This is a genomic window from Pontibacter chinhatensis (genome assembly GCF_900113285.1).
Classification (GTDB): domain Bacteria; phylum Bacteroidota; class Bacteroidia; order Cytophagales; family Hymenobacteraceae; genus Pontibacter; species Pontibacter chinhatensis.
The window spans coordinates 301336-326672 of the sequence record NZ_FOOT01000004.1 but is presented as its reverse complement, the minus strand read 5'-3'; the positions used below and the strand labels follow the sequence as shown (position 1 = coordinate 326672).

General features: G+C 51.7%; 24 protein-coding genes. 18 read left to right on the top strand and 6 right to left on the bottom strand.

Features of this window, described 5'->3' with window-relative positions; all coding sequences use genetic code 11:
* Positions 1 to 4: 4 nt before the first annotated feature.
* From rpsK to hscA, 9 genes are all read left to right on the top strand, one after another.
* The gene (rpsK, locus tag BM040_RS13430; RefSeq protein WP_092102283.1) at positions 5 to 397 is read left to right on the top strand and encodes a 30S ribosomal protein S11; all 393 of its coding nucleotides are present in this window, start codon (positions 5 to 7) and stop codon (positions 395 to 397) included.
* A gap of 24 nt (positions 398 to 421) precedes the next feature.
* Positions 422 to 1027 (top strand): 30S ribosomal protein S4, encoded by a 606-nt coding sequence (gene rpsD, locus BM040_RS13425; RefSeq protein ID WP_092102280.1) that lies wholly within the window; start codon positions 422 to 424, stop codon positions 1025 to 1027.
* A gap of 37 nt (positions 1028 to 1064) precedes the next feature.
* Entirely contained in the window at positions 1065 to 2054 is a 990-nt protein-coding gene (locus tag BM040_RS13420; RefSeq protein WP_092102277.1) for a DNA-directed RNA polymerase subunit alpha, read from the top strand.
* Positions 2055 to 2128: 74 nt separating this feature from the next.
* Entirely contained in the window at positions 2129 to 2662 is a 534-nt protein-coding gene (rplQ, locus tag BM040_RS13415; protein WP_092102274.1) for a 50S ribosomal protein L17, read from the top strand.
* A 78-nt stretch (positions 2663 to 2740) separates the two neighbouring features.
* A complete protein-coding gene (gene carA / locus BM040_RS13410; protein WP_092102270.1) occupies positions 2741 to 3856 on the top strand; it encodes a glutamine-hydrolyzing carbamoyl-phosphate synthase small subunit in 1116 nt (371 codons plus the stop codon).
* Positions 3857 to 3878: 22 nt separating this feature from the next.
* Complete coding sequence (gene eno, locus BM040_RS13405) at positions 3879 to 5156, top strand: phosphopyruvate hydratase (RefSeq protein WP_092102267.1); 1278 nt, start codon at positions 3879 to 3881, stop codon at positions 5154 to 5156.
* Between the two features lie 89 nt (positions 5157 to 5245).
* Entirely contained in the window at positions 5246 to 5542 is a 297-nt protein-coding gene (locus BM040_RS13400; protein ID WP_092102263.1) for an FtsB family cell division protein, read from the top strand.
* Between the two features lie 50 nt (positions 5543 to 5592).
* Positions 5593 to 6405 carry a hypothetical protein gene (locus BM040_RS13395; protein ID WP_092102260.1) on the top strand — a complete coding sequence of 271 codons (813 nt, stop codon included), beginning with the start codon at positions 5593 to 5595 and terminating at the stop codon, positions 6403 to 6405.
* A 63-nt stretch (positions 6406 to 6468) separates the two neighbouring features.
* Entirely contained in the window at positions 6469 to 8334 is a 1866-nt protein-coding gene (gene hscA, locus BM040_RS13390; RefSeq protein ID WP_092102257.1) for a Fe-S protein assembly chaperone HscA, read from the top strand.
* A gap of 105 nt (positions 8335 to 8439) precedes the next feature.
* On the opposite strand, the gene BM040_RS13385 is transcribed toward hscA, so the two are convergent.
* Both BM040_RS13385 and BM040_RS13380 read right to left on the bottom strand, forming a co-directional pair.
* Entirely contained in the window at positions 8440 to 8772 is a 333-nt protein-coding gene (locus BM040_RS13385; protein WP_092102255.1) for a hypothetical protein, read from the bottom strand.
* A gap of 9 nt (positions 8773 to 8781) precedes the next feature.
* Positions 8782 to 9849 carry an Ldh family oxidoreductase gene (locus BM040_RS13380; protein ID WP_092102252.1) on the bottom strand — a complete coding sequence of 356 codons (1068 nt, stop codon included), beginning with the start codon at positions 9847 to 9849 and terminating at the stop codon, positions 8782 to 8784.
* A 209-nt stretch (positions 9850 to 10058) separates the two neighbouring features.
* Between BM040_RS13380 and BM040_RS13375 the strand changes: the two genes are divergently transcribed.
* Positions 10059 to 12437: a tetratricopeptide repeat protein gene (locus tag BM040_RS13375; RefSeq protein WP_092102249.1), complete on the top strand. Its 2379-nt coding sequence runs from the start codon at positions 10059 to 10061 to the stop codon at positions 12435 to 12437.
* 348 nt (positions 12438 to 12785) lie between these two features.
* On the opposite strand, the gene BM040_RS13370 is transcribed toward BM040_RS13375, so the two are convergent.
* The 3 genes from BM040_RS13370 to BM040_RS13360 form a co-directional block, all read right to left on the bottom strand.
* Positions 12786 to 13721, bottom strand: coding sequence for a Ppx/GppA family phosphatase (locus tag BM040_RS13370; RefSeq protein ID WP_092102245.1), 936 nt, complete (start codon positions 13719 to 13721; stop codon positions 12786 to 12788).
* Between the two features lie 33 nt (positions 13722 to 13754).
* Complete coding sequence (locus BM040_RS13365) at positions 13755 to 14366, bottom strand: TonB-dependent receptor plug domain-containing protein (protein ID WP_092102242.1); 612 nt, start codon at positions 14364 to 14366, stop codon at positions 13755 to 13757.
* A gap of 84 nt (positions 14367 to 14450) precedes the next feature.
* Positions 14451 to 15344 (bottom strand): class I SAM-dependent methyltransferase, encoded by an 894-nt coding sequence (locus tag BM040_RS13360; protein WP_092102240.1) that lies wholly within the window; start codon positions 15342 to 15344, stop codon positions 14451 to 14453.
* Positions 15345 to 15451: 107 nt separating this feature from the next.
* Here BM040_RS13360 and dapF point away from each other — a divergent pair, with 107 nt between their 5' ends.
* The gene (gene dapF, locus BM040_RS13355; protein WP_092102237.1) at positions 15452 to 16228 is read left to right on the top strand and encodes a diaminopimelate epimerase; all 777 of its coding nucleotides are present in this window, start codon (positions 15452 to 15454) and stop codon (positions 16226 to 16228) included.
* 115 nt (positions 16229 to 16343) lie between these two features.
* Positions 16344 to 16859, top strand: a complete 516-nt coding sequence (locus tag BM040_RS13350; protein ID WP_092102234.1) for a GNAT family N-acetyltransferase — start codon at positions 16344 to 16346, stop codon at positions 16857 to 16859.
* Positions 16860 to 17421: 562 nt separating this feature from the next.
* Here the strand turns inward: BM040_RS13350 and BM040_RS22090 are convergent.
* Positions 17422 to 17550, bottom strand: a complete 129-nt coding sequence (locus BM040_RS22090) for a hypothetical protein (RefSeq protein WP_262502458.1) — start codon at positions 17548 to 17550, stop codon at positions 17422 to 17424.
* A 210-nt stretch (positions 17551 to 17760) separates the two neighbouring features.
* Here BM040_RS22090 and secA point away from each other — a divergent pair, with 210 nt between their 5' ends.
* The 6 genes from secA to BM040_RS13320 all read left to right on the top strand — a co-directional run bounded on the left by secA (position 17761) and on the right by BM040_RS13320 (position 25233).
* Positions 17761 to 21135 carry a preprotein translocase subunit SecA gene (gene secA / locus BM040_RS13345; protein WP_092102231.1) on the top strand — a complete coding sequence of 1125 codons (3375 nt, stop codon included), beginning with the start codon at positions 17761 to 17763 and terminating at the stop codon, positions 21133 to 21135.
* A 93-nt stretch (positions 21136 to 21228) separates the two neighbouring features.
* On the top strand, positions 21229 to 21918 hold the full coding sequence (gene deoC / locus BM040_RS13340) for a deoxyribose-phosphate aldolase (protein ID WP_245756219.1): 690 nt from the start codon (positions 21229 to 21231) through the stop codon (positions 21916 to 21918).
* Entirely contained in the window at positions 21911 to 22426 is a 516-nt protein-coding gene (locus BM040_RS13335; RefSeq protein WP_092102228.1) for a sporulation protein, read from the top strand. Before deoC ends, BM040_RS13335 begins: the two co-directional genes overlap by 8 nt.
* A 150-nt stretch (positions 22427 to 22576) precedes the next feature.
* On the top strand, positions 22577 to 23767 hold the full coding sequence (locus BM040_RS13330) for a M20 metallopeptidase family protein (protein ID WP_092102225.1): 1191 nt from the start codon (positions 22577 to 22579) through the stop codon (positions 23765 to 23767).
* 19 nt (positions 23768 to 23786) lie between these two features.
* The gene (locus tag BM040_RS13325; protein WP_092102222.1) at positions 23787 to 24581 is read left to right on the top strand and encodes a DUF2490 domain-containing protein; all 795 of its coding nucleotides are present in this window, start codon (positions 23787 to 23789) and stop codon (positions 24579 to 24581) included.
* Between the two features lie 151 nt (positions 24582 to 24732).
* Positions 24733 to 25233 (top strand): Hsp20/alpha crystallin family protein, encoded by a 501-nt coding sequence (locus tag BM040_RS13320; protein WP_092102219.1) that lies wholly within the window; start codon positions 24733 to 24735, stop codon positions 25231 to 25233.
* Positions 25234 to 25337 lie beyond the last annotated feature (104 nt).

Below are 25337 nucleotides of genomic sequence, written 5' to 3'. Positions count from 1 at the left end.
GATCATGGCTCAGAAAAGAAAAGATAAAGCTAAAAAGCGTGTTGTAGTTGTTGAAGCTACTGGCCAAGTACACATCAAAGCTTCTTTCAACAATATTATTATATCAGTAACCAATAACGCAGGACAAGTTATCTCTTGGGCTTCTGCAGGTAAGATGGGCTTTAAGGGGTCCAAGAAGAACACTCCTTATGCTGCACAAATGGCAGCTGCTGACTGCGCAAAGGTTGCTTATGACCTTGGTATGCGCAAAGCAGAAGTTTTTGTGAAAGGCCCAGGTGCAGGTAGAGAGTCTGCCATCCGTACAGTTCAAAACACGGGTATCGAAGTAACCATCATCAAAGATGTTACGCCGTTGCCTCATAACGGATGCCGTCCTCCAAAACGCAGAAGAGTTTAATTCCTTAACAGAGATAATTAAGTAATGGCAAGATATACAGGTCCTAAAAGTAAAATCTCAAGACGTTTCAACGAGGAGATCTTCGGTCCAAGTAAAGCACTTAAGAAAAAAAGCTACCCTCCAGGGCAGCATGGCCGTGGTCGCCGCAAGAAGCAGTCTGAATACGCAATTCAGCTTGCTGAGAAGCAAAAAGCGAAATATATCTATGGTGTTTTAGAAAAGCAGTTTGCTAATCTGTTTGATAAAGCACAAAGAAAAGGTGGCGTTGCGGGTGAAAACCTCCTGGCGCTGCTTGAATCTAGATTAGACAATACAATTTACCGCTTAGGTATCGCCCCAACCAGAAGAGCTGCCCGTCAGCTGGTTCTGCACAAGCACATCCTTGTTAATGGTGAGATTGTGAATATCCCTTCTTACACCCTGAAGGTTGGTGATGTTGTGTCTGTACGTGAGAAGTCTAAGTCTCTTGAGGCTATTACTTCAAGCCTGACTGTTCGTAATGCACGTCAGTTCGGTTGGTTAGAGTGGGATGCTAACGGATTGGCAGGTAAATTCATTGCCACTCCGCAAAGAGATCAGATTCCTGAGAAAATTCAGGAGCAGCTGATCGTCGAGCTTTACTCTAAGTAAGCAGCATAATCAATTAATAACCTTTAACACTGCAAGTATGTCAATATTAGCATTTCAAATGCCAGAGAAAGTTGTAATGGAAAAAGCCGACGACTTTCATGGTTTATTTGAATTCAAGCCGCTTGAAAAAGGTTACGGGGTAACCATCGGTAATGCTCTGCGAAGAATCCTTCTTTCTTCTTTGGAAGGATATGCTATAACCAGCGTTCGCATAGGTGGTGTACTGCATGAGTTCTCGTCTGTTGAAGGAGTGGTTGAGGACGTATCTGATATTATCCTTAACCTGAAAATGGTTCGCTTAAAGAAAGTGAGCGAAGTGGTAGATGAGAAAATCACTGTTAATTTCAGTGGTCAGGATACTTTCAAGGCTGGAGATATAAACAGGTTTACTTCTAGCTTCGAAGTGCTTAATCCAGAGCTGGTAATTTGCCACCTGGACCCAAGCGTGAACTTTGAGCTTGAAGTGACAATTCAGAAGGGACGTGGCTACGTACCGGCTGAAGAGAATAAGCCAGTTGATCAGGTGTTCGGACAAATCTTCATCGATGCCATTTTCACCCCTATCAAGAACGTTAAGTATAGTGTTGAAAACACCCGTGTTGAGCAAAAGACCGACTACGAGAAACTAGTTCTTGACATACAGACAGACGGTTCTATACATCCAGAAGACGCTCTGAAGGGAGCCGCCAATATCCTAATCCAGCACTTTATGTTGTTCTCAGACAACACAATGACGTTTGAGACGGCTAAGCCGGAAGAAGAGGAGGCGGTAGACGAAGAACTGCTGCACATGCGCAAAGTTCTCAAGACACCACTTCAGGACATGGACCTTTCAGTCCGTGCTTACAACTGCCTGAAAGCTGCAGACATCAAAACGCTTGGTGATTTGGTACAGCTTGATATTGCGGATATGATGAAGTTCAGAAACTTTGGTAAGAAGTCTCTGACAGAGCTGGAGAACCTGGTTCAGGAGAAAGGTCTGACTTTCGGTATGGATCTTTCTAAGTATAAATTAGAGGAAGAATAATTAATTAATCCTACGGCATAATTCCCGATCCCGCTTAGGTTGATCGACGGTATGCACGTGCACAATTCAAAATAATGAGACACGGTAAAAAAATTAACCACTTAGGAAGAACAGCTTCACACCGTAAGGCAATGTTGTCAAACCTGGCATCATCCCTTATCCTGCACAAGCGCGTTTCTACTACAGTAGCAAAAGCTAAAGCGCTTCGTAAGTATGTGGAGCCCCTGCTGACTAAGTCAAAGAACGACACTACGCACTCTAGAAGAACGGTTTTCGCCTACCTTCAGAACAAAGAGTCTGTAAAGGAACTTTTTGATGAGGTATCTGTTAAAATTGCAAACAGACCAGGTGGTTATACTAGAATCCTGAAGACTGGCTACAGACTTGGTGACAACGCAGAAATGTGTGTAATCGAGCTGGTAGACTACAACGAGGATATGCTGACTACAACTGGTACTGCAGCAGCTGGCGCCAAGAAGACTCGTCGTCGTGGCGGTAAGAAGAAGGCTGAAGGAACTGCAGCTGAGGCCGCACCGGCCGCTGAGGCACCTGAAACTCCTGCTGCTGAGTCTAACGATGCAACTGAAGATACAAAAGATGCTAAATAAGCGCTTTATGTAAATAATTTTTAAAGGGACATGACGTTAGTCGTGTCCCTTTTTTATGTTTGTAATAAATCTCTTGCAATGAAAAAACATACTTCCTCAGAAGCAATCCTATTACTTGAAGATGGCACCGTTTTCAAAGGCAAAAGCCTCGGCCGGATCGGTACATCTGGTGGAGAGCTTTGTTTCAACACAGGTATGACTGGTTACCAGGAAATTTTTACGGATCCATCATACTATGGGCAACTAGTGGTGAACACGGTTTCGCACGTTGGCAACTATGGAGTTATACCGAATGAGGTAGAATCCGACAAAGTGCAGATCAGCGGACTGGTTTGTAAAGACTTTTCCCATTTCTTCTCCAGGAAAACAGCTGAGAGCTCGCTACAGGAGTACTTCGAGAAAGCTGGCGTAGTGGGTATTTGCGAAATTGATACGCGCGCGCTGGTGCGCCACATCCGTGACAAAGGGGCAATGAATGCCATCGTGTCTTCAGAGATTACAGACATCGAGGAGCTTCGCAAGCGCCTGGCTGAGGTTCCATCCATGGCCGGCTTAGAATTGTCCTCCAAAGTGAGCACGCCTGAAGTATATGAGCTGAAGCCAGAAGATGTAAAGTATAGAGTGGCTGTACTTGACCTGGGCGTGAAGCGCAATAGCCTCAACAACTTTATGCAGCGCGGCTGTGAGGTGAAAGTATTCCCTTACAACACCCCGTTTGAGGAAATGGAGAAGTGGAATCCGGACGGGTACTTCATCTCCAACGGCCCCGGCGACCCTGCCGCTACCCAGGTAGCTGTGAGCAGCGTGAAGCAGATTCTGGAGAAAGAAAAGCCAATGTTCGGCATTTGCATGGGGCACCAGCTACTGGCGCAGGCTAATGGTATCGGTACTTACAAGATGCATAACGGCCATAGAGGCTTGAACCACCCGGTGAAGAACCTGCTGACGGGAAGAAGCGAGATTACAAGCCAGAACCATGGTTTTGTGGTGGATATGGAGCAGCTAAAAAGCCATCCGGAGGTAGAGATTACGCACATTAACCTAAACGACAACACCGTAGAGGGTATGCGTATGAAAACTAAGCCTGCTTTCTCCGTACAGTATCACCCGGAGTCATCACCAGGCCCGCACGACTCTACCTACTTGTTTGACGAGTTTGTGGCCCTTTTAGAGAAGAGTAAAAACAAAGTATAACTATTGTAAAAAGACAGAACGAATGAGCTTAATCACTGACATTAAAGCCAGGCAGATCTTCGACTCACGTGGCAACCCCACGGTAGAGGTGGATGTAATGACTGAAACAGGTATAATGGGCCGTGCTGCCGTGCCTTCCGGAGCCTCCACCGGTATTCATGAGGCTGTGGAGCTTCGCGATGGAGACAAAGCCAAGTACATGGGCAAAGGCGTGCTGCAAGCCGTGAAGAATGTGAACGACAAGATAGCTGAAGAGCTTGTAGGCTTCCCGGTGTTTGACCAGAACCTGCTCGACAAGATCATGATCGAGTTAGACGGCACACCAAACAAAGGAAACCTGGGCGCTAATGCTATACTTGGTGTTTCGCTGGCTATCGCGCGCGCCGCTGCACAGGAGCTTAACCTGCCGCTTTACCGTTACGTGGGTGGCGTGAACGCCAATACCCTGCCTGTACCGATGATGAACATCCTGAACGGCGGTAGCCATGCCGACAACGCTATCGACTTCCAGGAGTTTATGATCATGCCAGTGGGTGCTCCTTCTTTCTCGGAGGCGCTTCGCATGGGTTCTGAGGTGTTCCATCACCTGAAGAACGTGCTGAAGAAAAAAGGCCTTTCTACTAACGTAGGCGACGAAGGCGGCTTTGCGCCTAACATTGCCTCTAACGTAGAGGCCATTGAGGTGGTGCTACAAGCTATCGAGGCTGCCGGTTATAAGCCAGGCGACGACTTCATGATTGCCATGGATGCAGCCAGCTCTGAATTCTACGATGCTTCTACAGGCCAATACCACTTCAAGAAGTCTACAGGCGATAAGCTGTCTTCTTCTGACATGGTAAGCTATTGGGCTGAGTGGGTTAACAAATACCCAATCATCTCTATTGAGGACGGTATGGCCGAGGACGACTGGAAAGGCTGGAAAGAACTGACCGAAAAGGTAGGAAGCAAGTGCCAGCTGGTAGGCGACGACCTGTTTGTAACAAACGTAGAGCGTCTGCAGCAGGGTATTGATCAAGGCGTGGCAAACTCTATCCTGATCAAGGTGAACCAGATTGGTACATTGACCGAAACCATCAACGCTATTAACTTGGGCATGCGCCACGGTTATAAGAGCGTGATGAGCCACCGTTCAGGCGAGACCGAGGACAACACTATTGCTGACCTGGCAGTTGCTCTGAACACCGGCCAAATCAAAACTGGTTCGGCTTCCCGTTCAGACCGTATGGCCAAGTATAACCAGCTGCTTCGTATCGAGGAGGAGCTTGGCGAGATAGCATACTATCCTGGCAAGAAATTCTAAAATCTCTCTTTGAGAAAATATATTTCGTAAGGCTGTGGGTTATATAACTCACAGCCTTATTTTTGTAAGTATACCCTACCTTCTTACCTATGATACAGCGCGTCCCTAAAATCTTCAGAAACTTCTATTTTATTACCTCATTTCTGTTTTTGGTGTGGATGCTGTTCTTCGACTCCAACGACTTTGTGACACAGTACCAAATGCGGCGGGAGCTAAGCGACCTGGAGCGTGACAAGGAGCATTACCTGGAAAAGATGGCCGAAGTGGAGAAAGACCGTCGCGAGCTGATGGGTAATCCGGCCCTGCTGGAGAAATTCGCCCGTGAGAAGTACCTGATGAAGCGCCCCAACGAGGAGGTGTTCATCATTGTACCAAAGGAGAAGTAGGAAGTATAGTTAAGAGGTAGTAGAGCTTCTCCAAAGTATAACTAATCCTTATGAACTGGCCATTGGACTTGTTCTTGTTCACTGTTGTGGCGATGTTCCTTTGGGGACTTATACTTCAGAAAGTGAGCAGCAGTAGAGTCGCTAAAGTTATTGTACTGGGTAACGTTGCAGTCTATATCTTTTACACACTCTGCTTTTTCAAACCAATATTCGATATAGAGGCAGGCAGGGGAGGAGGCGCTTTTGCAGCAGGAATGTACATCTACATACTTACGCCGCTGCATCTTTTAGCAGTATACTTTGCTATACTCATTTTCAATAATTTCAGAGAGATTTCTTGGTTAAAGCAACTACTAACCTTTGTTGTACTTCCTGTTATGGCTATCGCATTTGGCTATAACTTTGCAGTTAAGCAGCAAGAGACAGTAGATAAAAAACAGCGGCAGTATTTTACGGCACTAGAAAAAAGGCTGGAACAGAAAGAAGTTAATAATAGTAGATCGGAGGCTGATTTCGAAAGCTTCATACTTCATTTTGTGTCAGATTCCGCCTTTCAGTTAGAACATATACGCCTGCCCTTGCCCGAATTCTACCTTACATCAGAGTTAGAAACAGACACAGTTAACCATTATTACGAGCATACTGTTCCTTACTTGTTAAAGGGTAGAGGCACAGGGTTCTTTGTTTATAATGATTGGGAAAATGAAGAAATAGCCTCGTCTAAAAGAACATTGGTTGTAAATGAAAATGATTGGCGAGCACACTATCATTTCAGGTATGATGGAAAGTGGGTGCTCGTAGAGATCCAAAAGTATAAACCCCACCAACCTCTCCCTTCCCGAAACAAATCCCTGCCCAAATAATTTGTAACTTTGTAGTATAGCGCTGCTGCCGGTTGGCGGCGGGCTCACGTAAATACAGATACTATGGCAAAAGTTGCAATAAACCTTTCTACCGGATCCCTTCAGCAGGAAGAGGTGATTGTAGGCATAGATTTAGGCACGACCAACAGTTTGGTGGCCTACATCCATCCTGAAGATAAAAAGCCTATCGCGATTAACGACCAGGGCCGCGGAACGATTGTACCCTCTGTGGTGCACTTTACGCAGCAGGGCGAGACGATAGTGGGCACCGAGGCGAAGGATTACCTGACCACAGACCCGGCCAATACTTTTTACTCCGTAAAGCGCCTGCTGGGTAAGTCGTATAAGGACCTGGGCGAGCACAAGGACTACTACGGGTACAAGATCATCGATGACGACTCTGAAGGGTTGGTGAAGATACGGGCGAAGGATAAGTTCTACTCCCCGATAGAGCTGTCGGCGGAAATTCTGAAGGAGCTGCGCGAGCGTGCGGAGCATTCCCTGAAAACCCCGGTAAACCGGGCTGTTATCACCGTTCCGGCCTACTTTAACGACTCGCAGCGACAGGCTACACGTGATGCCGGAAAACTGGCGGGGCTGGAGGTGCTGCGCATCGTAAACGAGCCTACGGCGGCGGCCCTGGCATACGGCATTGGCATAGACCCGAATGAGGAGAAAACAGTGGCCGTGTACGACCTGGGCGGCGGCACCTTCGACATTTCCATACTTAGTATTCACCAGGGCATCTTCGAGGTACTCTCCACGCACGGCGACACGTACCTGGGCGGTGACGACTTCGACCGCGCCATCATCAATTACTGGATACAGGAAAACCAACTGGTAGCCGACACCGTGCATCAGGACAAGCAACTGTCGCAGGAGCTGCGCCTGAAGGCCGAGGAGGCGAAGAAGGCACTGAGCCAGCAGCAGCTGTACGTAAGCAAGGTGGGAGAAAGTATAGAATGCGGTATTACCAGGCATAAATTTGAGGAGCTCATTGCCCCCATTGTGGCGCGCACGATGGAGAGCTGCAAGCAAGCCATGGCCGATGCCAAGCTACAGCCGGAGCAGATTGATGCCGTGATCATGGTGGGCGGCTCTACTCGCGTGCCGTTGGTGTACGAGGCGGTGTCTACGTTCTTTGGCAAGCCAGCCAATAACTCCCTTAACCCGGATGAGGTGGTAGCCTTGGGAGCTGCCATACAGGCTGATATACTTGCCGGTAACCGCAAGGACATTTTGCTGCTGGACGTAACACCGCTCACGTTGGGCATTGAGACTATGGGCGGCCTGATGGACCCCATCATCCCCAGAAACTCTAAAATTCCGACCAAAGCCGGACGCCAGTATACCACCTCGGTAGACGGGCAGGTAAACATGAAGATATCGGTTTACCAGGGCGAGCGCGATGTGGTGAAGGAAAACCGCAAGCTGGCCGAGTTCGACTTAAAAGGCATTCCGGCCATGCCGGCTGGTTTCCCGAAGGTGGACGTGAACTTTATACTTAACGCCGACGGCATCCTGAAAGTAGAGGCCATTGAACTGCGCTCCGGGGTGCGGCAGGAGGTGGAGGTGAAGCCACAGTATGGCCTGACCGACCAGCAGGTGGAGCAGATGCTGATGGACTCCATCACGCATGCCAAAGAAGACGTGGCCACGCGCATGCAGATCGAGGCCCGCACCACGGCTGAGCAGATGCTATACCAGGTAGAGCGCTTTCTGGAGAAGAACGGCCAGCACCTGACGGAGGAGGAAATTAACCTGACGCGCGAGAACGTGCAGCAGCTGAAGGATGTGCTGGCTGCCGGTGGTGACAAAGACGCCATTTACGCTGCCGTAGACAGGCTGGAGGAGCAGACAAGCCCCTTTGCCGAGCGCGTGATGCAGATCTCCATCAAGCAGGCCATGGCAGGCAAAAAAATCGAGTAGAAGTATAATCTGCCTGGGCAAGTATGAACTTACAGCTGAGGCAAGTATAAAAAAGGCGCTGGCTATACTTTAGCCAGCGCCTTTTTTATACTTCTATAGTTGCTACTACGGCTCCAGCGCCTGCAGCACATACTGCAGCAGGTTAAAATTAAAGTATAGCAGCGTAACGGCCACAATTGCCCCAACCATTACGTTGGCATAGGGCGCCTCCTCTTCCTGCACCTGCCGCACACCCCAATAGACATAAGCTACCAAAGCAAGCAGAGCGTAGAGTAGCAGGAGCACCGGAATCGCCAGCAGCACCTCCACGGAGACGAGCCGCCAAAAATAGTTCAGCCCCAGCCAGAACAGGTTCAGCGTCCACGAGACAACCAGCATCAGCATGCTACGCTTACCCGAGACTAAGCCTATACTTCTGAAAAACCTTGCCGCTGCCATACTTTGCTTTTACAGTTTAATGCCGAAACGCTGGCTCAGGGTCTCCAGATCGCGCTCCACAGGCTCCAGCAGCGGAATGCCCTGGATCATGCGTATCTCTTCCATCAAACGCTCCGGGTCGCCGGGGATTAACACAGCACCTTCGCCTGGTACCACATGCGCGCTCCGGAAAGTCTCAATCCAGTTATCCATGTGCTGCTTAAACTCATCGGCAGGACGGAAGGCATCTACGCGCAGAGCACCCAGAAAATGGCCGATGCCTTCGCCCGGCAAATTATCCGCCACCGGCAGGAAGGCCACGAACGGCGGCACCCATGGACCATAGTTAGCACCCGACAGCACCGCTGAAAGTATATCCACCACGGCTGCCAGGGCGTACCCTTTGTGGCTTCCATGGTCGCGGTCGGAGCCAAGGGGCAGCAGCGCCCCGCCATCTTTCAGCTCATTCGGGTTGGTAGACTCCTGTCCGTCTTTCGTCTGTATCCAACCGAGCGGGGCCTTTTTCTCTTTTCGCTGCAGTATCTCCAGCTTGCCGTTGGCGGCAGCGGCCGTAGCCAGGTCGGCCACAAACGGAGGCTGTCTGTTGGCAGGCACAGCCACGGAGATAGGGTTGGTGCCCAGCATGCGGTCTGTTGAAAAGGTAGGGGCCACCAGCGGCGAGGCGTTGGTCATGGCGATACCAATCATGTCTTTTTCCAGGGCCATCATGGCGTGGTAGCCGGCAATACCAAAGTGGTTCGAGTTCTTCACGGATACCCATCCCGTGCCTGCCTGTTCAGCCTTCTTTTTAGCAATTTCCATGGCGCGCGGCGCTACTACCAGCCCCAGGCCGGCGTCTCCGTCCACTGTGGCGGTGCTGGGCGTTTCATGCACGATGCGGATGTTAGGCTTGGCGTTGATACGACCGGCCTCCCAGAGCCTGACATACCCGCTCAGGCGGGCTACGCCGTGGGAATCAATACCGCGCAGGTCGGCAGCAAGCAGTACTTCGGTAGCCAACTCGGCATCCTCCGCCGGGCAGCCCATGTGCAGGAACACCTCCTGCGTAAAGTCAAAAAGTTGTTTGTATGAGTACATCTAAACGTCTTCTGTTAAAGGACGGCAAATTAAGAAATTATCAAACCAATGCCTTGCCCTATACTTTTTATGCACCTGCGCATCTTACCGATACTATAAATAACAGCCCCTTCACCACTAATATTTTATTTTTTTTATACTTTACGGGTTGATAGAAGAAAAACTGGAACAAGCTTTGCCCTGGCCTCAGCAAGCAAAGCCCCTGTACTATGAAAAAAACGCTACTACTATTCGCTATTGCCTTTGTAACATTTTCTGCCGAGGCACAAACCAAGCTGCTGTTCGAGGAAAAAACGGCCGAAGCGTACCTACTGAAGTATGGCACCGGCTCCGGCGGCAGTCAGGCGCAGCTCAACAGCATCATCAACATACTCAAGGAGAACCAAGTAACCACCCGCAGCGGCAGGCCGCCCCGCACGCCGGAGTTTACGCTTCGCTTTGAGCAGCAGGCGCAGATTAGCGATGCCGGCGACAAGCTGCAGCTGAAGGTGCAGGTAACCAACGTGCAGGTGAGCGGCAGCACCGACTACAAAGGCTTCGACCTGGCGGATGCCCTGCTTCCGGAAAAGTATAAAGCCAAAGTGCAGCTGCTGAACGCCAGAAATGAGGTGGTGCAAGTATACGACCGTACCGTGACGCTAAAACCAAACGGTGTGGCGCTGCTGCAGGAGCAGCTACCAGACACCGCCGCCAACCAGAACTACAAGCTGCAGGTGGTGGAGGAGCAGGTGGAGTATACGGCCGTGGATGTACAGCAGCTGCGTGATCAGCTTAGCCTGGTGCGCGCATACTTTGCCGCCGACAGCAAGGTGCAACAGGCGCTGAAAGAGGTTGCCCAGGTACTTCCGGACGACCTGGACCGCCTGCCCCTGCACGACCGCAAACTGCACGAGTTGGAGAAGCAGTATGAATCGCTGAAAAAGGAGAACTACACCGAAAAGCTTAACCTGAAGCAGCAGGACCCGCAGCGTCTGAAGTATAAAATGGATCAGCTGCAGCAGGTGTTGCAGGAGCGCCGAAAAGCCGTGAACTATACACTGGCCACCATCCACGAGCACTTCTACAACCGTGGCGTGAGCCTGCTGAACAATGGCAATGCCTCGGTGGCCCAGACATACTTCGCCAAATCAGCAGAGGCCAACCCCAGCTTTGCCCCGGCGCATGTGCAGCTGGCCCGCATCGATTTGCGCAACGGCTACATCCGGGAGGCTGCCAACCGCACCCGTGATGTGCTGACCCGCATGCGTGTGGACCCACAGACCGAGCAAATGGCACTGGCACTGGCCCACGATATCTACGCGGCCCACATCACCGAAGGCAACCGCTTTACTACCCGCGGCGAGTATAGCTTTGCGCTGGAGGCTTACGCCGAAGCCCGCGACCTGTGCAGCACCATTGGCGGGCTGCGCTGCAACATGCAGGCACTGAATGATGGAGAGGCCCGGGCCGCTGGCGGTGTATACCGAAGTATGGTGGAAAACGGCAAACGCCTCTTGTCGCGCAACGATTTGCAGGAAGCGGAGCGGGTAGCGCGGGAGGCATTGGGTTTCCAGCGGGAGTATGATTACGTGCTGCACAATGCCACCGAAGCCGGCGACCTGCTGAGCCAGGTGAAGTTTCAGTACTACCTGGGCCATATCGATGAGGGCAAACGCTACCTGGCGCAGCAGAACCACCGCGCGGCCCTGGGCCAGTTTGAGGAGGCGCTGACGCTGGAGCAACAGTATCCTTTCCGGCCGGTGCAGGAGCTGCGGCAGCTGTCGCAGCGTACGGCCAAGCCGGTACTGTTGGCGATGCTGGGAGAAGGCTATGAACTGGCGATGCAGAACAGGCTGAGCAACGCCCGCCAAACCGCCGCCGAGGCTACGGCCATGCAGGAGCGGTATGCGCTGGTGCAGGACGCGGAGGTGCGGAGCAAGTATAACCTGCTGCGTGAGCGCATTTTTACCCAGGAGTGCATCAACACCCAGGCAGAGTACGATAAGCACTTCCAGAATGCGCAGGCGCTGGTGCGGGAGAAAAAGTTTATCGCAGCAGACCAGGCTTATGAAGCGGCTATTAGATCGGCAGAGGGCATGCCGGAGTGCGGCATTGCTACCTTCACGGCTACGGATGGCAGGGCAGCCATTGCGGTAGCGGCTGCTTACCAGCGCAAGCTGGAAGAGGCCAGCCACCTCATCAGCAGGAACAACTATAGCGCAGCTATCTTAAAGTATGAGGAAGCCAGAACGTACTACCTGGCACAACAGGTGAATAGATTCGGTCTGGACCACATCTCGCTCTTCAACTTTGCCAAGGACCACCCGAAGCAGGCATTTACCGCTGCTGTTGTGGGGTATTATGCGAACGAAGGGGAGGAGCAGGCGTCGATTCAGCTGCTGGCGCAGTTGCTGGAAAAAGGCTACCGCACCGGCAAGACGAGGAAAGTACAGCAACAACTGGGGCAGCAACTGGCGCTAAAGGATACGCGGCAGGAGCAGTTGCAGGATGCTAAAATCCTGTCTGTAAAGTATAGCCAGAACAACCCGGAGCTAAAGCAGCTGAGGAAAACGTACGAGAAGGAGCGGAAGCGGCTGGCGAAAGGGTAAAATATGAAACAGCTCCGGAGGTTATACTTCCGGAGCTGTTTTTTGCAGCTAGGCACAAGCTCAACACTCTTGGCCGGCTATTGTTGGGCCTCCGGCCCAGTCGGATTACAAATCCGACTTCATAGCAAGGCACGGGTTGCAAACCCGCACCAGCAAGTGAGAAGCAGTTCGATAACTACTACCTTTGCTATGCAACAAGTAAAACTGTCCCCTTGAGGGGACTACAGGGGTGTAATCTGTTGCTGGAAGCTCCCCGCCTTAGCTAAGGAGGGGCCAGGGGTGGTTTGGCCCGGCTCTGCAGAAATCCTGTTAATCCCCTAGTCCTGCAAATCCTGATTCAGACAATTTCTACTTCTGCAGCATCTCATATAGCACGCCTTCTTTCAGCGCGTAAGATGACGTTCGGATTTCCTGGAGGTTATACTTTTGCAGCACAAAATCTACCAGTATACTTGCCAGCACGATCATGTCCACGCGCATTTCCAACATGCCGGGTATCGCCAGGCGCTCGTCGTGGTTCTTGCGGAGCAGTTCTTCGTGGATGGCATAGTAATCAGCCATACTTATACCTGATGCGGGTGGTATGCTTTGCTGGCGCGAGGTGTCGCCGTGGCGGAGGGCATCAATGTCGCAGAGGGTGTCGAAGGTGCCGGAGGAGCCTACAAGGACGGTGGGTTTATACTTTGCCACGGCCTCGGTTAGGGGCTGCAGGCGCTCGTTCAGATAGCTTTTTTCAGCGGCTATACTTTCGTCGGGTATCGGGTCGGCGGTGAAGAACTGGTCCATCAGGCGCTGGGCTCCTATCTCGAAGCTGCGTTTCCAGAAGATCTCCTGGTTGTTGCAAAGTATAAACTCCACGCTGCCGCCGCCAATGTCCATGAGTAGGGCCGGCTGCTCGTCCAACACACCGGTTAAGCGTACGCCGTAGTATATCAGTTCAGCCTCGCGGGCTCCATCTATTACCTCTACCTGTATGTCAGTTTGCTTGTAGATGTCCTTTATAAAATCGTCACCATTGGCAGCGTTGCGCACCATGCTGGTAGCCATGGCCCGCACCGTTTTCGCTCCGAACTCATCAATTGTCTTTCGGAACTGACGCAGGGTTTTCAGAGCCCGCTCATAAGCTTCAGGTGCAATATTGCCGTTGCTGATGCCGCCCTGCCCTAAACGCACCGGTACTTTGGTTTTGTAAAGCTCTCTTAGTTGGGCCTGTTCATCCACCTCCACTACCAGCAGGTGAAAGGTGTTGGTGCCCATATCGATAAGTGCGAGGCGGTTGGTCATATGATTGACAATTAAAAAGCTATACTGATTGACTTATTTTTTAGCATCAATTAATATGACTCCATTCATAGCTCTGATACCATAAATGCTGTATGCAGTTTGCTTTTTGAGTAAGCTTATCTTACTAATATCCTCCTGTGCAAGGGAATTGATCGTATTTCCTATATCTTCTCCACGCAAAGGAACACCATTAACTACTAGAATTGGATTTTTGTTTATCAGACCCTGACTATTCAATTCGTTGATGGTATTCACAACTAGCTCATTATTAAGCCCAGAATAGTATTTGATACCTAGTAACTCATCTGTAAATGGGGTAATTATAACTGCGCCATTACTGCCTTTCTCACCATAAATCTTGGTTGCAGCATTCTTATTTACAGCAGTTATGTCTATAAAATCCTCGGGTTTTAGTTGGTTCAGCAACTTCAATTCCTCCCTATCAATCTCAAGACCATTCAGAATTAAGATTGCTTGGTCATTAATGTTGGCCTCGCTTATTTCTCTATTAACAACACTAATCAGGCTTTTTTCAGTTTCTCTGTTTTGAGACTGTTCAGATTGGTTACTTGTGCTTGCTATTTGCTTGTTAGTACAAGAGTAGAACGATCCTACCAGTAGCAGGACTAGCAAATCTTTTTTCATGGAACGAAGGTTAGGTTAAAGTATGGCTGCAGAATATAGTGACTTTCTGGTAGGAATACATGCTCTAGCTGAATTTTGAGTTATTTACCTCCCCACCGAAGTAAACCTGAAGAACGTCCCCAGTGGCAGCTTCCTGTTGCCGCCATCCAGCAAGTATAATTCGCCGAGTTCCTCGTTCTGTACCCTATCGCCGAACGTGCCGCGCATCAGGTTGTCGAGCACCATGGCCGAGAAACCCATCGAGTAAAGGTTTATTAGCAGGAAGTAATCGGTGCCGTCCAGCATCTCGCGGCAAAGCTTTATCATCTCGTTCAGCTCGTCTTCCAGTTGCCATTTTTCGCCGTTCGGGCCGCGGCCGTAGCTGGGCGGGTCCAGGATGATGCCGTTGTAGGTATTGCCACGCTTTACTTCGCGACGGGCATACTTCATGGCGTCTTCCACAATCCAGCGCACGTTGTCCAAGTTGCTGGCTTCCATGTTGTCGCGGGCCCAGAAGTTCACCTGCTTTATCGAGTCTAGGTGCGTCACGTCGGCGCCAGCGGCTTTGGCGGCCAGGGTGGCAGCTCCGGTGTAGGCAAACATGTTCAGCACCTTTGGCTGGGGCGTTTTTAACTGGCGGGTGGTGTCGTAAATAAACTTCCAGTTCGCGTCCTGCTCCGGAAACAAACCCACGTGCTTAAACGACGACAGCCCCAGCCGGAAACGCAGCTTTAGGTCATTATAAGTATAGTTGATGAACCACTGCTCGGGCATTCCTTTTTTCAGTTTCCACTGGCCTTTTTCCTGGCTGCCTTTGTCGCGGGTAAACACGGCCTGCGCCAGGCGCTGCCATTCCTGCTCGGGCAGGTGCTTGTCCCAGATGGCCTGCGGCTCCGGCCTGGCCACGTAATACTGGCCGAACCGCTCCAGTTTTTCGAAATTTCCGCTGTCTACCAGCTCATAATCAGGCCAGTTTGCTGTTGTAAGAAAGGAATACATATCTTTGTCGTTTATTTCAGGCGAGGTGCCCGCAAGGGGTAAAATTACGCATTATCCGCCACACCATAAAAAGTGCACGAACCTGCTGTTTTTATTGTTTCAGATACATGGCAATCAGTTTTTATAAATACCAGGGTACTGGTAATGACTTCGTGATGATCGACAACCGGAAAATGACCTTCCCGGGCGAGAACGAAGCGTTGGTAAAACACCTGTGCGACCGCCGCACCGGCGTGGGTGCCGACGGACTTATACTTTTGCAGGACCATCCGGACTACGATTTCGAGATGGTGTACTATAACGCCGACGGTCGTGTGGGCTCCATGTGCGGCAACGGCGCGCGCTGCACCGTTCGTTTTGCCCGCCAGTTGGGCGTGATTGAGGACGTGGCCTGCTTTCTGGCCGCCGACGGCGAGCACCAGGCCAGCGTAGAGCGCGACCTGATTCAACTGAAGATGAACGACGTGAAGCAAGTGGAACGAATTGGCAACGACTACTACCTCAACACCGGCTCTCCGCACTACATCCGTTTTGTAGACGACGTGCAAGGGATGGATGTGTATGAAGAAGGCCGAGCCATTCGCTACAACGACCGTTTTGCAGCTGTAGGCACTAATGTAAATTTTGTGCAGAAGATTGGCGAGAACGAGATATTTGTGCGCACCTACGAGCGCGGCGTGGAAGACGAAACCTTGTCGTGCGGAACAGGTGTAACAGCCGCTGCGCTGGTGGCGGGCCTAGAGGGCATGCAGAGCCCGGTAAAGGTAAAAGTGCTGGGTGGCGAACTGCAGGTGGCCTTCGAGCGCACCGGTGAGGGTAGCTTCAAGTATATTTACCTGATCGGGCCGGCAAAGCAGGTATTTACCGGCTCAGTTAATGTATAAATCATAATTAAGAACTAACCCGTCGTTCTAACTATAAAGAAAGGCTTCCGGCAAGTATAAATTGTCGGGAGTCTTTCTTTTTTATACCTTGATGCATGTATAAAGCATAATTGACGTGTTTCTGAAAGCAGATAATACCTACCTCCGCGCCCTGGAGCCAACCGACCTGGATTTCCTGTACGTGCTGGAAAATGATACATCGGTGTGGCACGTGGGCAACACCCTTACACCATACTCCAAGTTTGTGCTGGAGGCCTACCTCGAAAATGCCGCCCAGGATATTTACACCGTAAAGCAGTTGCGCCTGGTTATCTGCAACCACGGCCAGCAGGCCATCGGCGCTATAGACCTATACGATTTTGACCCGCTGCACCGGCGCGCGGGAATTGGTATTGTGGTAACCGCCGAGCACCGCGGCAACGGCCATGCCCGGGAAGCGCTGCACCTGCTGCTTGGTTACTGTCAAAGCAAACTGCAGCTGCACCAGGTATACTGCTCTGTTACCGCCACTAACCTGCCAAGCATCCACCTTTTCACCCAAGCCGGCTTCCAGCAAGTAGGCGTGAGGAAAGAGTGGCTCCGCACCCTTGACGGCTGGGAGGATGTCGTGGAGTTCCAGAAGGTTTTCTGATGATTGGGGCTTGAAAGCGGCTGTAGCTGCATCGGGTTATCTGTGGCAAGTATAAACCCTAACCCAGCCCTAAGAACTGGGAGAATTTCTGCGTTACCGGGTCCAACCACCCCTGGCCCCTCCTTAGCCAAGGAGGGGAGTCTGTAACTTCTGGTGCTAAGTGTAGACTTCGTAGTTTCTGTTTTATCAGCGCAAGTATAAACCCACCCCTAGCCCCTCCAAGGAGGGGAATTTATACTTGTCATTCTCCCTGTCATCTCGAGCTGCGCGACAGACCTATTTTGAATTCTCTTCAGATCTCTCCCAAAGGTCGAGATGACAAAAAGCAGCGGCTATCAAACGATTCCCAGCCTTTGGGTTGAGCGCCTTGTGAGATCCGGTGCCCGTCAAGGGCATTGCGACCGAAGGGTAGCAAAGGAAATGTACACCGCGCGATGCCCGAAGGCGAGGCCTCCCGGCCTGGGAGGGCAGAAAGTCAGAGATGCAATGAGGCACTTGTGGGTTCTAGAGGATGAACGGCAGCTAGTAAGGATAGCCTAGTTCAAGTGGAAGGAAGCTGAGGCTATGAAAGTATAGCCAAAGTATACGAAGGCACAAGCAGACGCTTGCGCCAGAGAAGTATAGAAGTATAGCTGAAGTATAAACCAGCAAGTATAAAAGTATAACTCACCCCAAAACGAACTTCTGTCACTCTGCCACATGTTACCTATTATGTCATAGCCTATTGGGCGTTCAAAGTCTAAATAGTTGTAGCACTATGCTTCATCGGTAAATTTGGCAGATGCAGAAGGCAGTGCTTATTCTGGTATTGTTTTAGTGCACGATGTAAGATATATCGGAAAAACAGCTATTTTTGACGATATTGCGAACAGAAAAATTCATTTAAGAACAACATATACAGATGTTTGATTTTTTCGGTAAAACCGTTGCGAAACTATTCGGCACCAAATCCGACAGAGATATAAAGGAGGTACTACCTTATGTATCCAAGACAAATCAGGAGTACGCCAAGCTAAATACAATTACGGATGATGAGCTTCGTCAGAAGACCTTTGAGATAAAGGGGATTATTAACGAGCGCCTGAAGCCGATTGATGATAAGATTGCCGCTTTGCACAAACGCGTAGCCGAAGAAACAGAGCTGAACATTGTGCAGAAGGAGAATATCTTCTCGGAGATTGACGAGTTGGAGAAACAGCGCAACAAAGACCTGGAAGTAGTGCTGCTGGAAGTGCTACCAACAGGTTTTGCCGTTGTAAAAGAAACTGCCCGCCGCTGGAAGGAGAACGGTCAGCTGGTGGTAACGGCCACAGAGCACGATCGCATGATTGCGGCCCGCAAGCCAAACGTGCAGATCGAAGGCGACAAAGCGACCTGGGCAAATAAATGGGTGGCTGCCGGCAACGAGATTACCTGGGACATGCTGCACTACGATGTGCAGTTAATTGGTGGCGCCGTGCTGCACCAGGGTAAAATTGCCGAGATGGCCACAGGTGAGGGTAAAACACTGGTGGCTACGCTGCCGGCTTACCTGAATGCCCTCTCGGGACGCGGAGTACACGTGGTAACAGTGAACGACTACCTTGCCCGCCGTGACTCTGAATGGATGGCTCCTCTCTTTGAGTTCCATGGCCTGACGATTGACTGTATCGACAAGCACCAGCCAAACTCTGAAGCCCGCCGCAATGCCTACCGCGCTGACATCACGTACGGTACTAACAATGAATTTGGCTTCGACTACCTGCGCGACAACATGGCTCGCGAACCGCAGGATCTGGTACAGCGCAAGCACCACTATGCGATGGTGGACGAAGTGGACTCCGTATTGATTGACGATGCCCGTACGCCGCTGATCATTTCTGGTCCGGTGCCACGCGGTGATGAGCACGAGTTCTACCAGCTGAAGCCACGCATTGCCATGCTGGTGGAGGCGCAGCGTAAAGTGGTACAGAACTTCCTGACAGAGGCCAAGCGCCTGATCAAGGAAGGAAACAACCAGGATGGTGGTCTGGCCCTGTTCCGCGCTTACCGTGGCCTGCCTAAGAGCAAGCCGCTGATCAAGTTCCTCAGCGAGACAGGCAACCGCGCTATCATGCAGAAAACGGAGAACTTCTATCTGCAGGATAACTCCCGCCAGATGCCGGAAGCCGACGAGCCGCTATACTTTACCATCGACGAAAAGCACAACCAAATTGAGCTGACTGAGCGCGGTATCGACCTGATTACAGGCCAGGGCGAGGATCCGAACTTCTTCATCATGCCTGACATCGGTACTGAGATCGCCGAGATAGAGCATAACAATGCGCTCTCGCATGAGGAGCAGCTGCACGCCAAAGAGAAACTGATCGCCGATTTCCAGGAGAAGTCGAAGCGCATCCATACTATCAACCAGTTGCTGAAGGCTTATACTTTGTTCGAGAAGGACACAGAGTATATCGTAACGCCGGATAACAAGGTGAAGATCGTAGACGAGCAGACAGGCCGTATCATGGAAGGCCGCCGCTACTCCGATGGTTTGCACCAGGCCATTGAGGCGAAGGAGAACGTGAAGGTAGAGGATGCCACACAGACTTACGCCACGGTTACGCTGCAGAACTACTTCCGTATGTACCACAAACTTGCCGGTATGACGGGTACTGCCGAAACAGAGGCAGGCGAGTTCTGGGACATCTACAAACTGGATGTGGTGGTGATTCCAACTAATCGCCCCATCGCCAGAAAAGACGAGCACGACAAAGTATACAAAACCACGCGCGAGAAGTATAACGCCGTGGCCGACGAGATTGTAGCGTTGACAGAGGCCGGACGTCCGGTGCTGGTAGGTACTACTTCGGTAGAAATCTCCGAACTCCTGAGCCGCATGCTGAAGCTGCGCAACATCAGGCACCAGGTACTGAACGCCAAGCTGCACCAGAAAGAGGCCGAGATTGTGGCCGAAGCCGGTAAGCCGAGCACGGTAACCATCGCCACGAACATGGCCGGTCGTGGTACCGACATTAAGCTGACGCCAGAGTCAAAGGCTGCAGGTGGTCTGGCCATTATCGGTACAGAGCGCCACGAGTCCCGCCGCGTAGACCGCCAGCTGCGTGGTCGTGCCGGCCGCCAGGGCGACCCGGGATCTTCACAGTTCTTCGTGAGCTTGGAAGACAACCTGATGCGCCTGTTCGGCTCTGACCGTATTGCCCGCCTGATGGACCGCATGGGCCTGGAGGAAGGCGAGGTAATCCAGCACTCGATGATTACCAACTCTATCGAGCGTGCGCAGAAGAAGGTGGAAGAGAACAACTTTGGCATGCGTAAGCGCCTGCTGGAGTACGACGACGTGATGAACGCACAGCGTGAGGTGGTGTACAAGCGCCGTAGAAACGCCCTGTACGGCGAGCGCCTGGAGCTGGATATCTGGAACATGATCTACGACATCAGCGAGGACGTGATCGTGAGCTACAAGAACACCAGCGACTACGAAAACTTCCAGCTGCACGTGCTGCGCGTATTCGGTATCGAGTCTGCCATTACGGACAATGAGTTCAAGTCTGGTAATGCCAACCAGCTGGCAGAGCGCCTGTACAACGAGGCCCTGAGCCACTACCTGAACCGCAACAAGCAGATCGCTGCGCAGGCCTTCCCAATCATTGCCGATATCCACGCCAACCGTGGGCCGATGATCGAGAACATCGCCGTGCCGTTTACCGATGGCAAGCGCCAGCTGGCTGCCGTAGCCAACCTGACCAAGGCTTTCGAAACGCAGGGTCTGGAGCTGATGCGTTCCATGGAGAAAATCATCACGCTGGGCACCATCGACCAGGCCTGGACCGACCACCTGCGCGAGATGGACAACCTGAAGCAGAGCGTGCAGAACGCCGTGTACGAGCAGAAAGACCCGCTGCTGATTTACAAGTTCGAGTCGTTTGAGCTGTTCAAGCGCATGATCGGCAAAGTAAACGAGCAGACAATCGAGTTCCTGTTCCGTGCGTTTATACCAGTGCAGGCTCCGCAGCAGGTGCAGCAGCCGGTAAGGCCACCCATGGCCCCTAAGCCGCCGGTGCTGAAAGAGCAGAAGCAGGAAGTGCATTCCTCGTTGGAGGATGAAACAGGCCACACCAGCGCGCCAGCGCAGGAGGCGGAGAAGGTCATGCCAGCCCACTCCCAGAAAGTTGCCGGCCGCAACGAGCGCGTAAGCGTGCAGTACAACGATGGCCGCGTGCTGAAGGACGTAAAGTATAAGAGTGTGGAAGACGACCTGCAGAACAACCGCTGCGTACTGATTGAAGACTAAAGAACGGCAGCCGCTACGCATAAGTAGTGGCTGCTTTTTATACCTTATTTATTAATAGGATAGAGGATGTAGGAGAAAGTATACTTTCATCTTATGTCCTTTGTCTTTTATCCAACCACTATGGCAGGAGAAGACATCGCCTCTTATATAGACCATACGCTGCTGCGCCCTGATGCTACGGCCAGCCAGGTGCTGCAACTCTGCGACGAGGCCCGAAGCTACGGCTTTGCGGCCGTGTGTGTGCCGCCGTGCTATGTGCAGCAGGCCAAGGAGCGGTTGGGCGTGGGTTCCTTGGTAAAGATTGCCACGGTCATTGGCTTTCCGCTGGGCTACCAGCACCCCAAGGTAAAATTTCTGGAGACGCACCAGGCCATTGAGGATGGCGCCAATGAAATAGACGTGGTGATGAACGTTTCCCTTTTCAAGTCCGGCAAGTATAAGGAGGTGGAAAACGAGCTGAGTGATCTGGCCAAGTTCTGCCACATGCGCGATGCCGAGCTGAAGGTGATCATCGAAACGGCCTTGCTGACGGAGGAGGAAATTATAAAAGCCTGCAGCATTTGTACCAGCGCCGGCGCCGATTACGTTAAAACCTCGACAGGCTTTGCAGCCAAAGGAGCCACCGTAGACCACATCAAGCTGATGCGCCGCGTGCTACCCAGCAAAATGAAGATCAAAGCCTCCGGCGGCATCAGAACCACCGCCGAAGCAGAGGCATTAATTAAAGCCGGCGCCGATAGGTTGGGCTGCTCGGCCAGTATACAAATAGTTTCCCATGAATAGATTTCTGAGTTTTTCGCTGGTCTTGCTGCTGGCAGTAGTTACTGCATGTGCACCCTCTAAAGGCACCGGCCGTGTAGGCAGCGAGGCGAGAGTTGGAACAGGCAAGTCCGAAAGGGTGCTCGACGACCTGAGCCAGTACCGCCCAAGGTATGAGACCGCAGAGAATGCCCCGCTGGCGCGTGTAGAGCCAACGCTCCACAACAACGAGCAGGTGGCCGTGCTGATGGACACAGTGGCCAGCGTGAACAAGAACATCAAGTATGCCCAGGGCTACCGCATTCTGGCCTACAACGGCTCGCAGCGGCAGACTGTGATGGACCTGCGCAAGGCCATCATTACCCGGGTGCCGGATGTGCAGGATTACCTTACGTACCAGCAGCCGAACTTCCGCCTGATGGTTGGAGACTTTTTCAACCGGGTGGAGGCCCAGCAGGTGCTGAATAAAATCTCTGACCTGATCCCGAACGCGCAAATTGTGCCCGATAAGATCAACATCCGGAAGAAGTAAAGCATAGGCACAGAAAGCCGTAGAAGCGTTGTGGCGAAGTAGCTGCAACGCTTTTTATTTTAATGCCGGAAAGTATAAAATTGCTACCTTGTTTTACTGTTAGTAAGCCCCGGCGCAGAGTATAGAGCAGCCGGTATTTCAATTAGAGTTATGTCCACTACCCTAGATAGAATTAAGGCTCTTGCCAAGGCCTATGCACCCGATACGGTGCTGGTGCGCCGCCACATCCATGCTAACCCTGAGCTCTCGTTTGAGGAGTATAACACTGCTGCCTATGTAAAGCAGGTGCTGGGGCAGTATGGCATCGAGGCGGAAAGTATGGCGAACACAGGCCTGGTGGCCCTGGTAAAAGGCCGGAACCCGGAGAAGAAAACGATTGCCCTGCGCGCAGACATGGATGCCTTGCCTATTCTGGAGGCAAACGAGGTGGCGTATAAATCAAAGAACGAAGGCGTGATGCATGCCTGCGGCCACGACGTGCACACGGCCTCGCTGCTGGGCACGGCGCGCATCCTACAGGAACTGCGCGGGGAGTTTGAGGGAACCGTGAAGCTGGTGTTTCAGCCGGGTGAGGAGAAGTTTCCGGGTGGTGCCTCCATCATGATAAAAGAAGGCGTGCTGCAGAACCCGGCCCCGGAAAGTATAGTGGGCCAGCACGTGTTCCCGCTGCTGCCAGCTGGCAAGGTGGGGTTCAAGTCGGGCATGTACATGGCCAGCGCCGATGAGATCTATATCACGGTGAAGGGAAAGGGCGGCCACGCCGCGCTGCCCGAGATGAACGTTGACCCGGTGCTTATCTCGGCCCACCTGCTAGTGGCGCTGCAGCAGATCGTGAGCCGCCACGCCAGCCCGAAGGTGCCGACGGTGCTCTCGTTTGGCAAGGTGGAGGCCAAGGGCGCTACCAACGTTATTCCCAACGAGGTAAAAATAGAAGGCACCTTCCGGACCATGAACGAAGTATGGCGCAAAGAGGCGCACCAGAAAATCAGGAAGCTGGCCGAGAGCCTCTGCGAAAGTATGGGCGGCAGCTGCGACATCGACATCAAGTTTGGTTACCCTTTCCTGCAAAACGACCCAACCGTAACCGGCATCGCCCGCAAGGCTGCAGAAGTATACTTAGGCGCCGAGAACGTGGTGGATCTGGACCTGTGGATGGGAGCCGAGGATTTTGCCTATTATACCCAGCAGGTGCCGGCTTGCTTCTATCGCCTGGGCACCCGCAACGAAGCCCGCGGCATTACCTCCGGCGTGCACACTCCCACTTTTGACATAGATGAAACGGCCCTGGAAACAGGTATAGGCCTGATGGCTTGGATAGCGCTGCAGGAGTTGGAGGGATAAACCACAAAACGTGACACGTATGAGAAAACTATACTGTATACTTCTGGTGCTGTTGCCGGCGCTCGTGCAGGCGCAGAGCAAGGTAAATGCCCCCACCACCATCTGGCCGGAGCTGCAGGTAAGTTACGGCGTGGGCGAGGAGGGGCTGCTGTTCCTGCGCAACGGCTACCGCATCAACACCGACAGCCGCTTCAACGACCTGCGGGAATCGGGGATAGGGAGCAATTTTGAAAGGGTGGAGCTGAGCCTGGGCTACGAGCACATGCTGTCTGACCACTGGCGCGGCGGGGCCATCCTTCGCTATGCTGCCGAGGATTATCCCAAGACGCTGTTTTATTCACTGTTTCTGCGCCACAACGGTCAGGTAAAGGGTTTATACTTTAACAAGCAGCTGCTCTTCGAGTATGTGGACCAGGAAGATTATGACAGCTTCGGGCGCTTCAGGCTGTCGGCCGAGCTGGGCAAGCGCCTGCCACTGGGAAGTAAGTTCATCACCCCAAGTATAAACTACGAGGCCATGATGCGCTCCAACCTGGGCAAAGCGTACGACGGCCTCATCAAGGAACGCACCATCGACCGCACCCGTCTGCGCCTGAGCCTGAATTATGAGGTGACGGAGAAGCTGCGCGTGAACCCATACTTTATGCGGCAAACAGATTACTATTATGTGCTGGTGCCGCCTGTGTATAACGAGCAGGGGCAACTGCAGGAGGATGGCTACACGACCAAGCGCAACCGCATTACACCAGTAGTGGGCCTGGAGCTGAAGTACACGATTAACCGCACTCCCGAAACTGCCAGTATTACTTACTAATCAGTTGTTTAACTGAAAAATCGTCAGCCTTTATAGCCTCTTCTTAGCTTCGATAATGACATTATTTCACTCTTCAACAGGAATATTCTGTTGGCACACATTTTACTGTAGTGTTAGTGAAAATAAGGAAGCTTAAAAAAGGAGGTATATTATGGCACTGACAAGGTATAACAGCATGCAGGATAGCATGCCCTCAACTTTCAGCGCAATGCTGGACAGGTTCTTTAATGACACCGTGAACTCCAGAACATTCTCTGGTTTTACGCCACACGTAGATGCCTGCGAGACAGAGCACGGCTATGAGATTGAGGTAGCGTTGCCAGGCGTGAAGAAAGAAGATATTACGATTGATTTCCAGGAAGGCAAGCTGACTATTACCGGTGAGCGCAGACTGGAGAAGAAGGAGGAAGGCCGCCGTTTCCATATGATGGAGACGCAGTACGGCTCCTTTAGCAGAAGCTTCTTCCTGCCTGACAACGTAAACCCCGATAAGATTACCGCTGAGTTCCGCGATGGCATCTTGCTGGTGGATGTTCCGAAAGATGAGAAGAAGACGAAGAAGCGTCAGATTTCTATTGCAGCCGGTAACACCAAAGAGGTGAAAGCCGAGAAAAAGGAGAAAGCCATCGCAGAGAATGGCACCGGAAAATAAACTTCTTAACATAAGCATAATAAAGAGGCCAGCAAAATTGGCCTCTTTTTTGTTTATTAGGAGTAGTAGCGAAAATGGCTGGCGCGTAGCGGGTATACTATCGT

Coding starts and splice junctions, on each gene's coding strand:
- BM040_RS13400 (WP_092102263.1), top strand. CDS start 5,246: ATGATACAGCGCGTCCCTAAAATCTTCAGAAACTTCTATTTTATTACC.
- BM040_RS13335 (WP_092102228.1), top strand. CDS start 21,911: ATGAATAGATTTCTGAGTTTTTCGCTGGTCTTGCTGCTGGCAGTAGTT.
- BM040_RS13365 (WP_092102242.1), bottom strand. CDS start 14,366: ATGAAAAAAGATTTGCTAGTCCTGCTACTGGTAGGATCGTTCTACTCT.
- deoC (WP_245756219.1), top strand. CDS start 21,229: ATGTCCTTTGTCTTTTATCCAACCACTATGGCAGGAGAAGACATCGCC.
- BM040_RS13330 (WP_092102225.1), top strand. CDS start 22,577: ATGTCCACTACCCTAGATAGAATTAAGGCTCTTGCCAAGGCCTATGCA.
- BM040_RS13370 (WP_092102245.1), bottom strand. CDS start 13,721: ATGACCAACCGCCTCGCACTTATCGATATGGGCACCAACACCTTTCAC.
- BM040_RS13380 (WP_092102252.1), bottom strand. CDS start 9,849: ATGTACTCATACAAACAACTTTTTGACTTTACGCAGGAGGTGTTCCTG.
- BM040_RS13385 (WP_092102255.1), bottom strand. CDS start 8,772: ATGGCAGCGGCAAGGTTTTTCAGAAGTATAGGCTTAGTCTCGGGTAAG.
- BM040_RS13395 (WP_092102260.1), top strand. CDS start 5,593: ATGAACTGGCCATTGGACTTGTTCTTGTTCACTGTTGTGGCGATGTTC.
- BM040_RS13420 (WP_092102277.1), top strand. CDS start 1,065: ATGTCAATATTAGCATTTCAAATGCCAGAGAAAGTTGTAATGGAAAAA.
- rplQ (WP_092102274.1), top strand. CDS start 2,129: ATGAGACACGGTAAAAAAATTAACCACTTAGGAAGAACAGCTTCACAC.
- eno (WP_092102267.1), top strand. CDS start 3,879: ATGAGCTTAATCACTGACATTAAAGCCAGGCAGATCTTCGACTCACGT.
- secA (WP_092102231.1), top strand. CDS start 17,761: ATGTTTGATTTTTTCGGTAAAACCGTTGCGAAACTATTCGGCACCAAA.
- carA (WP_092102270.1), top strand. CDS start 2,741: ATGAAAAAACATACTTCCTCAGAAGCAATCCTATTACTTGAAGATGGC.
- dapF (WP_092102237.1), top strand. CDS start 15,452: ATGGCAATCAGTTTTTATAAATACCAGGGTACTGGTAATGACTTCGTG.
- rpsK (WP_092102283.1), top strand. CDS start 5: ATGGCTCAGAAAAGAAAAGATAAAGCTAAAAAGCGTGTTGTAGTTGTT.
- rpsD (WP_092102280.1), top strand. CDS start 422: ATGGCAAGATATACAGGTCCTAAAAGTAAAATCTCAAGACGTTTCAAC.
- hscA (WP_092102257.1), top strand. CDS start 6,469: ATGGCAAAAGTTGCAATAAACCTTTCTACCGGATCCCTTCAGCAGGAA.
- BM040_RS13360 (WP_092102240.1), bottom strand. CDS start 15,344: ATGTATTCCTTTCTTACAACAGCAAACTGGCCTGATTATGAGCTGGTA.
- BM040_RS13375 (WP_092102249.1), top strand. CDS start 10,059: ATGAAAAAAACGCTACTACTATTCGCTATTGCCTTTGTAACATTTTCT.
- BM040_RS13325 (WP_092102222.1), top strand. CDS start 23,787: ATGAGAAAACTATACTGTATACTTCTGGTGCTGTTGCCGGCGCTCGTG.
- BM040_RS13320 (WP_092102219.1), top strand. CDS start 24,733: ATGGCACTGACAAGGTATAACAGCATGCAGGATAGCATGCCCTCAACT.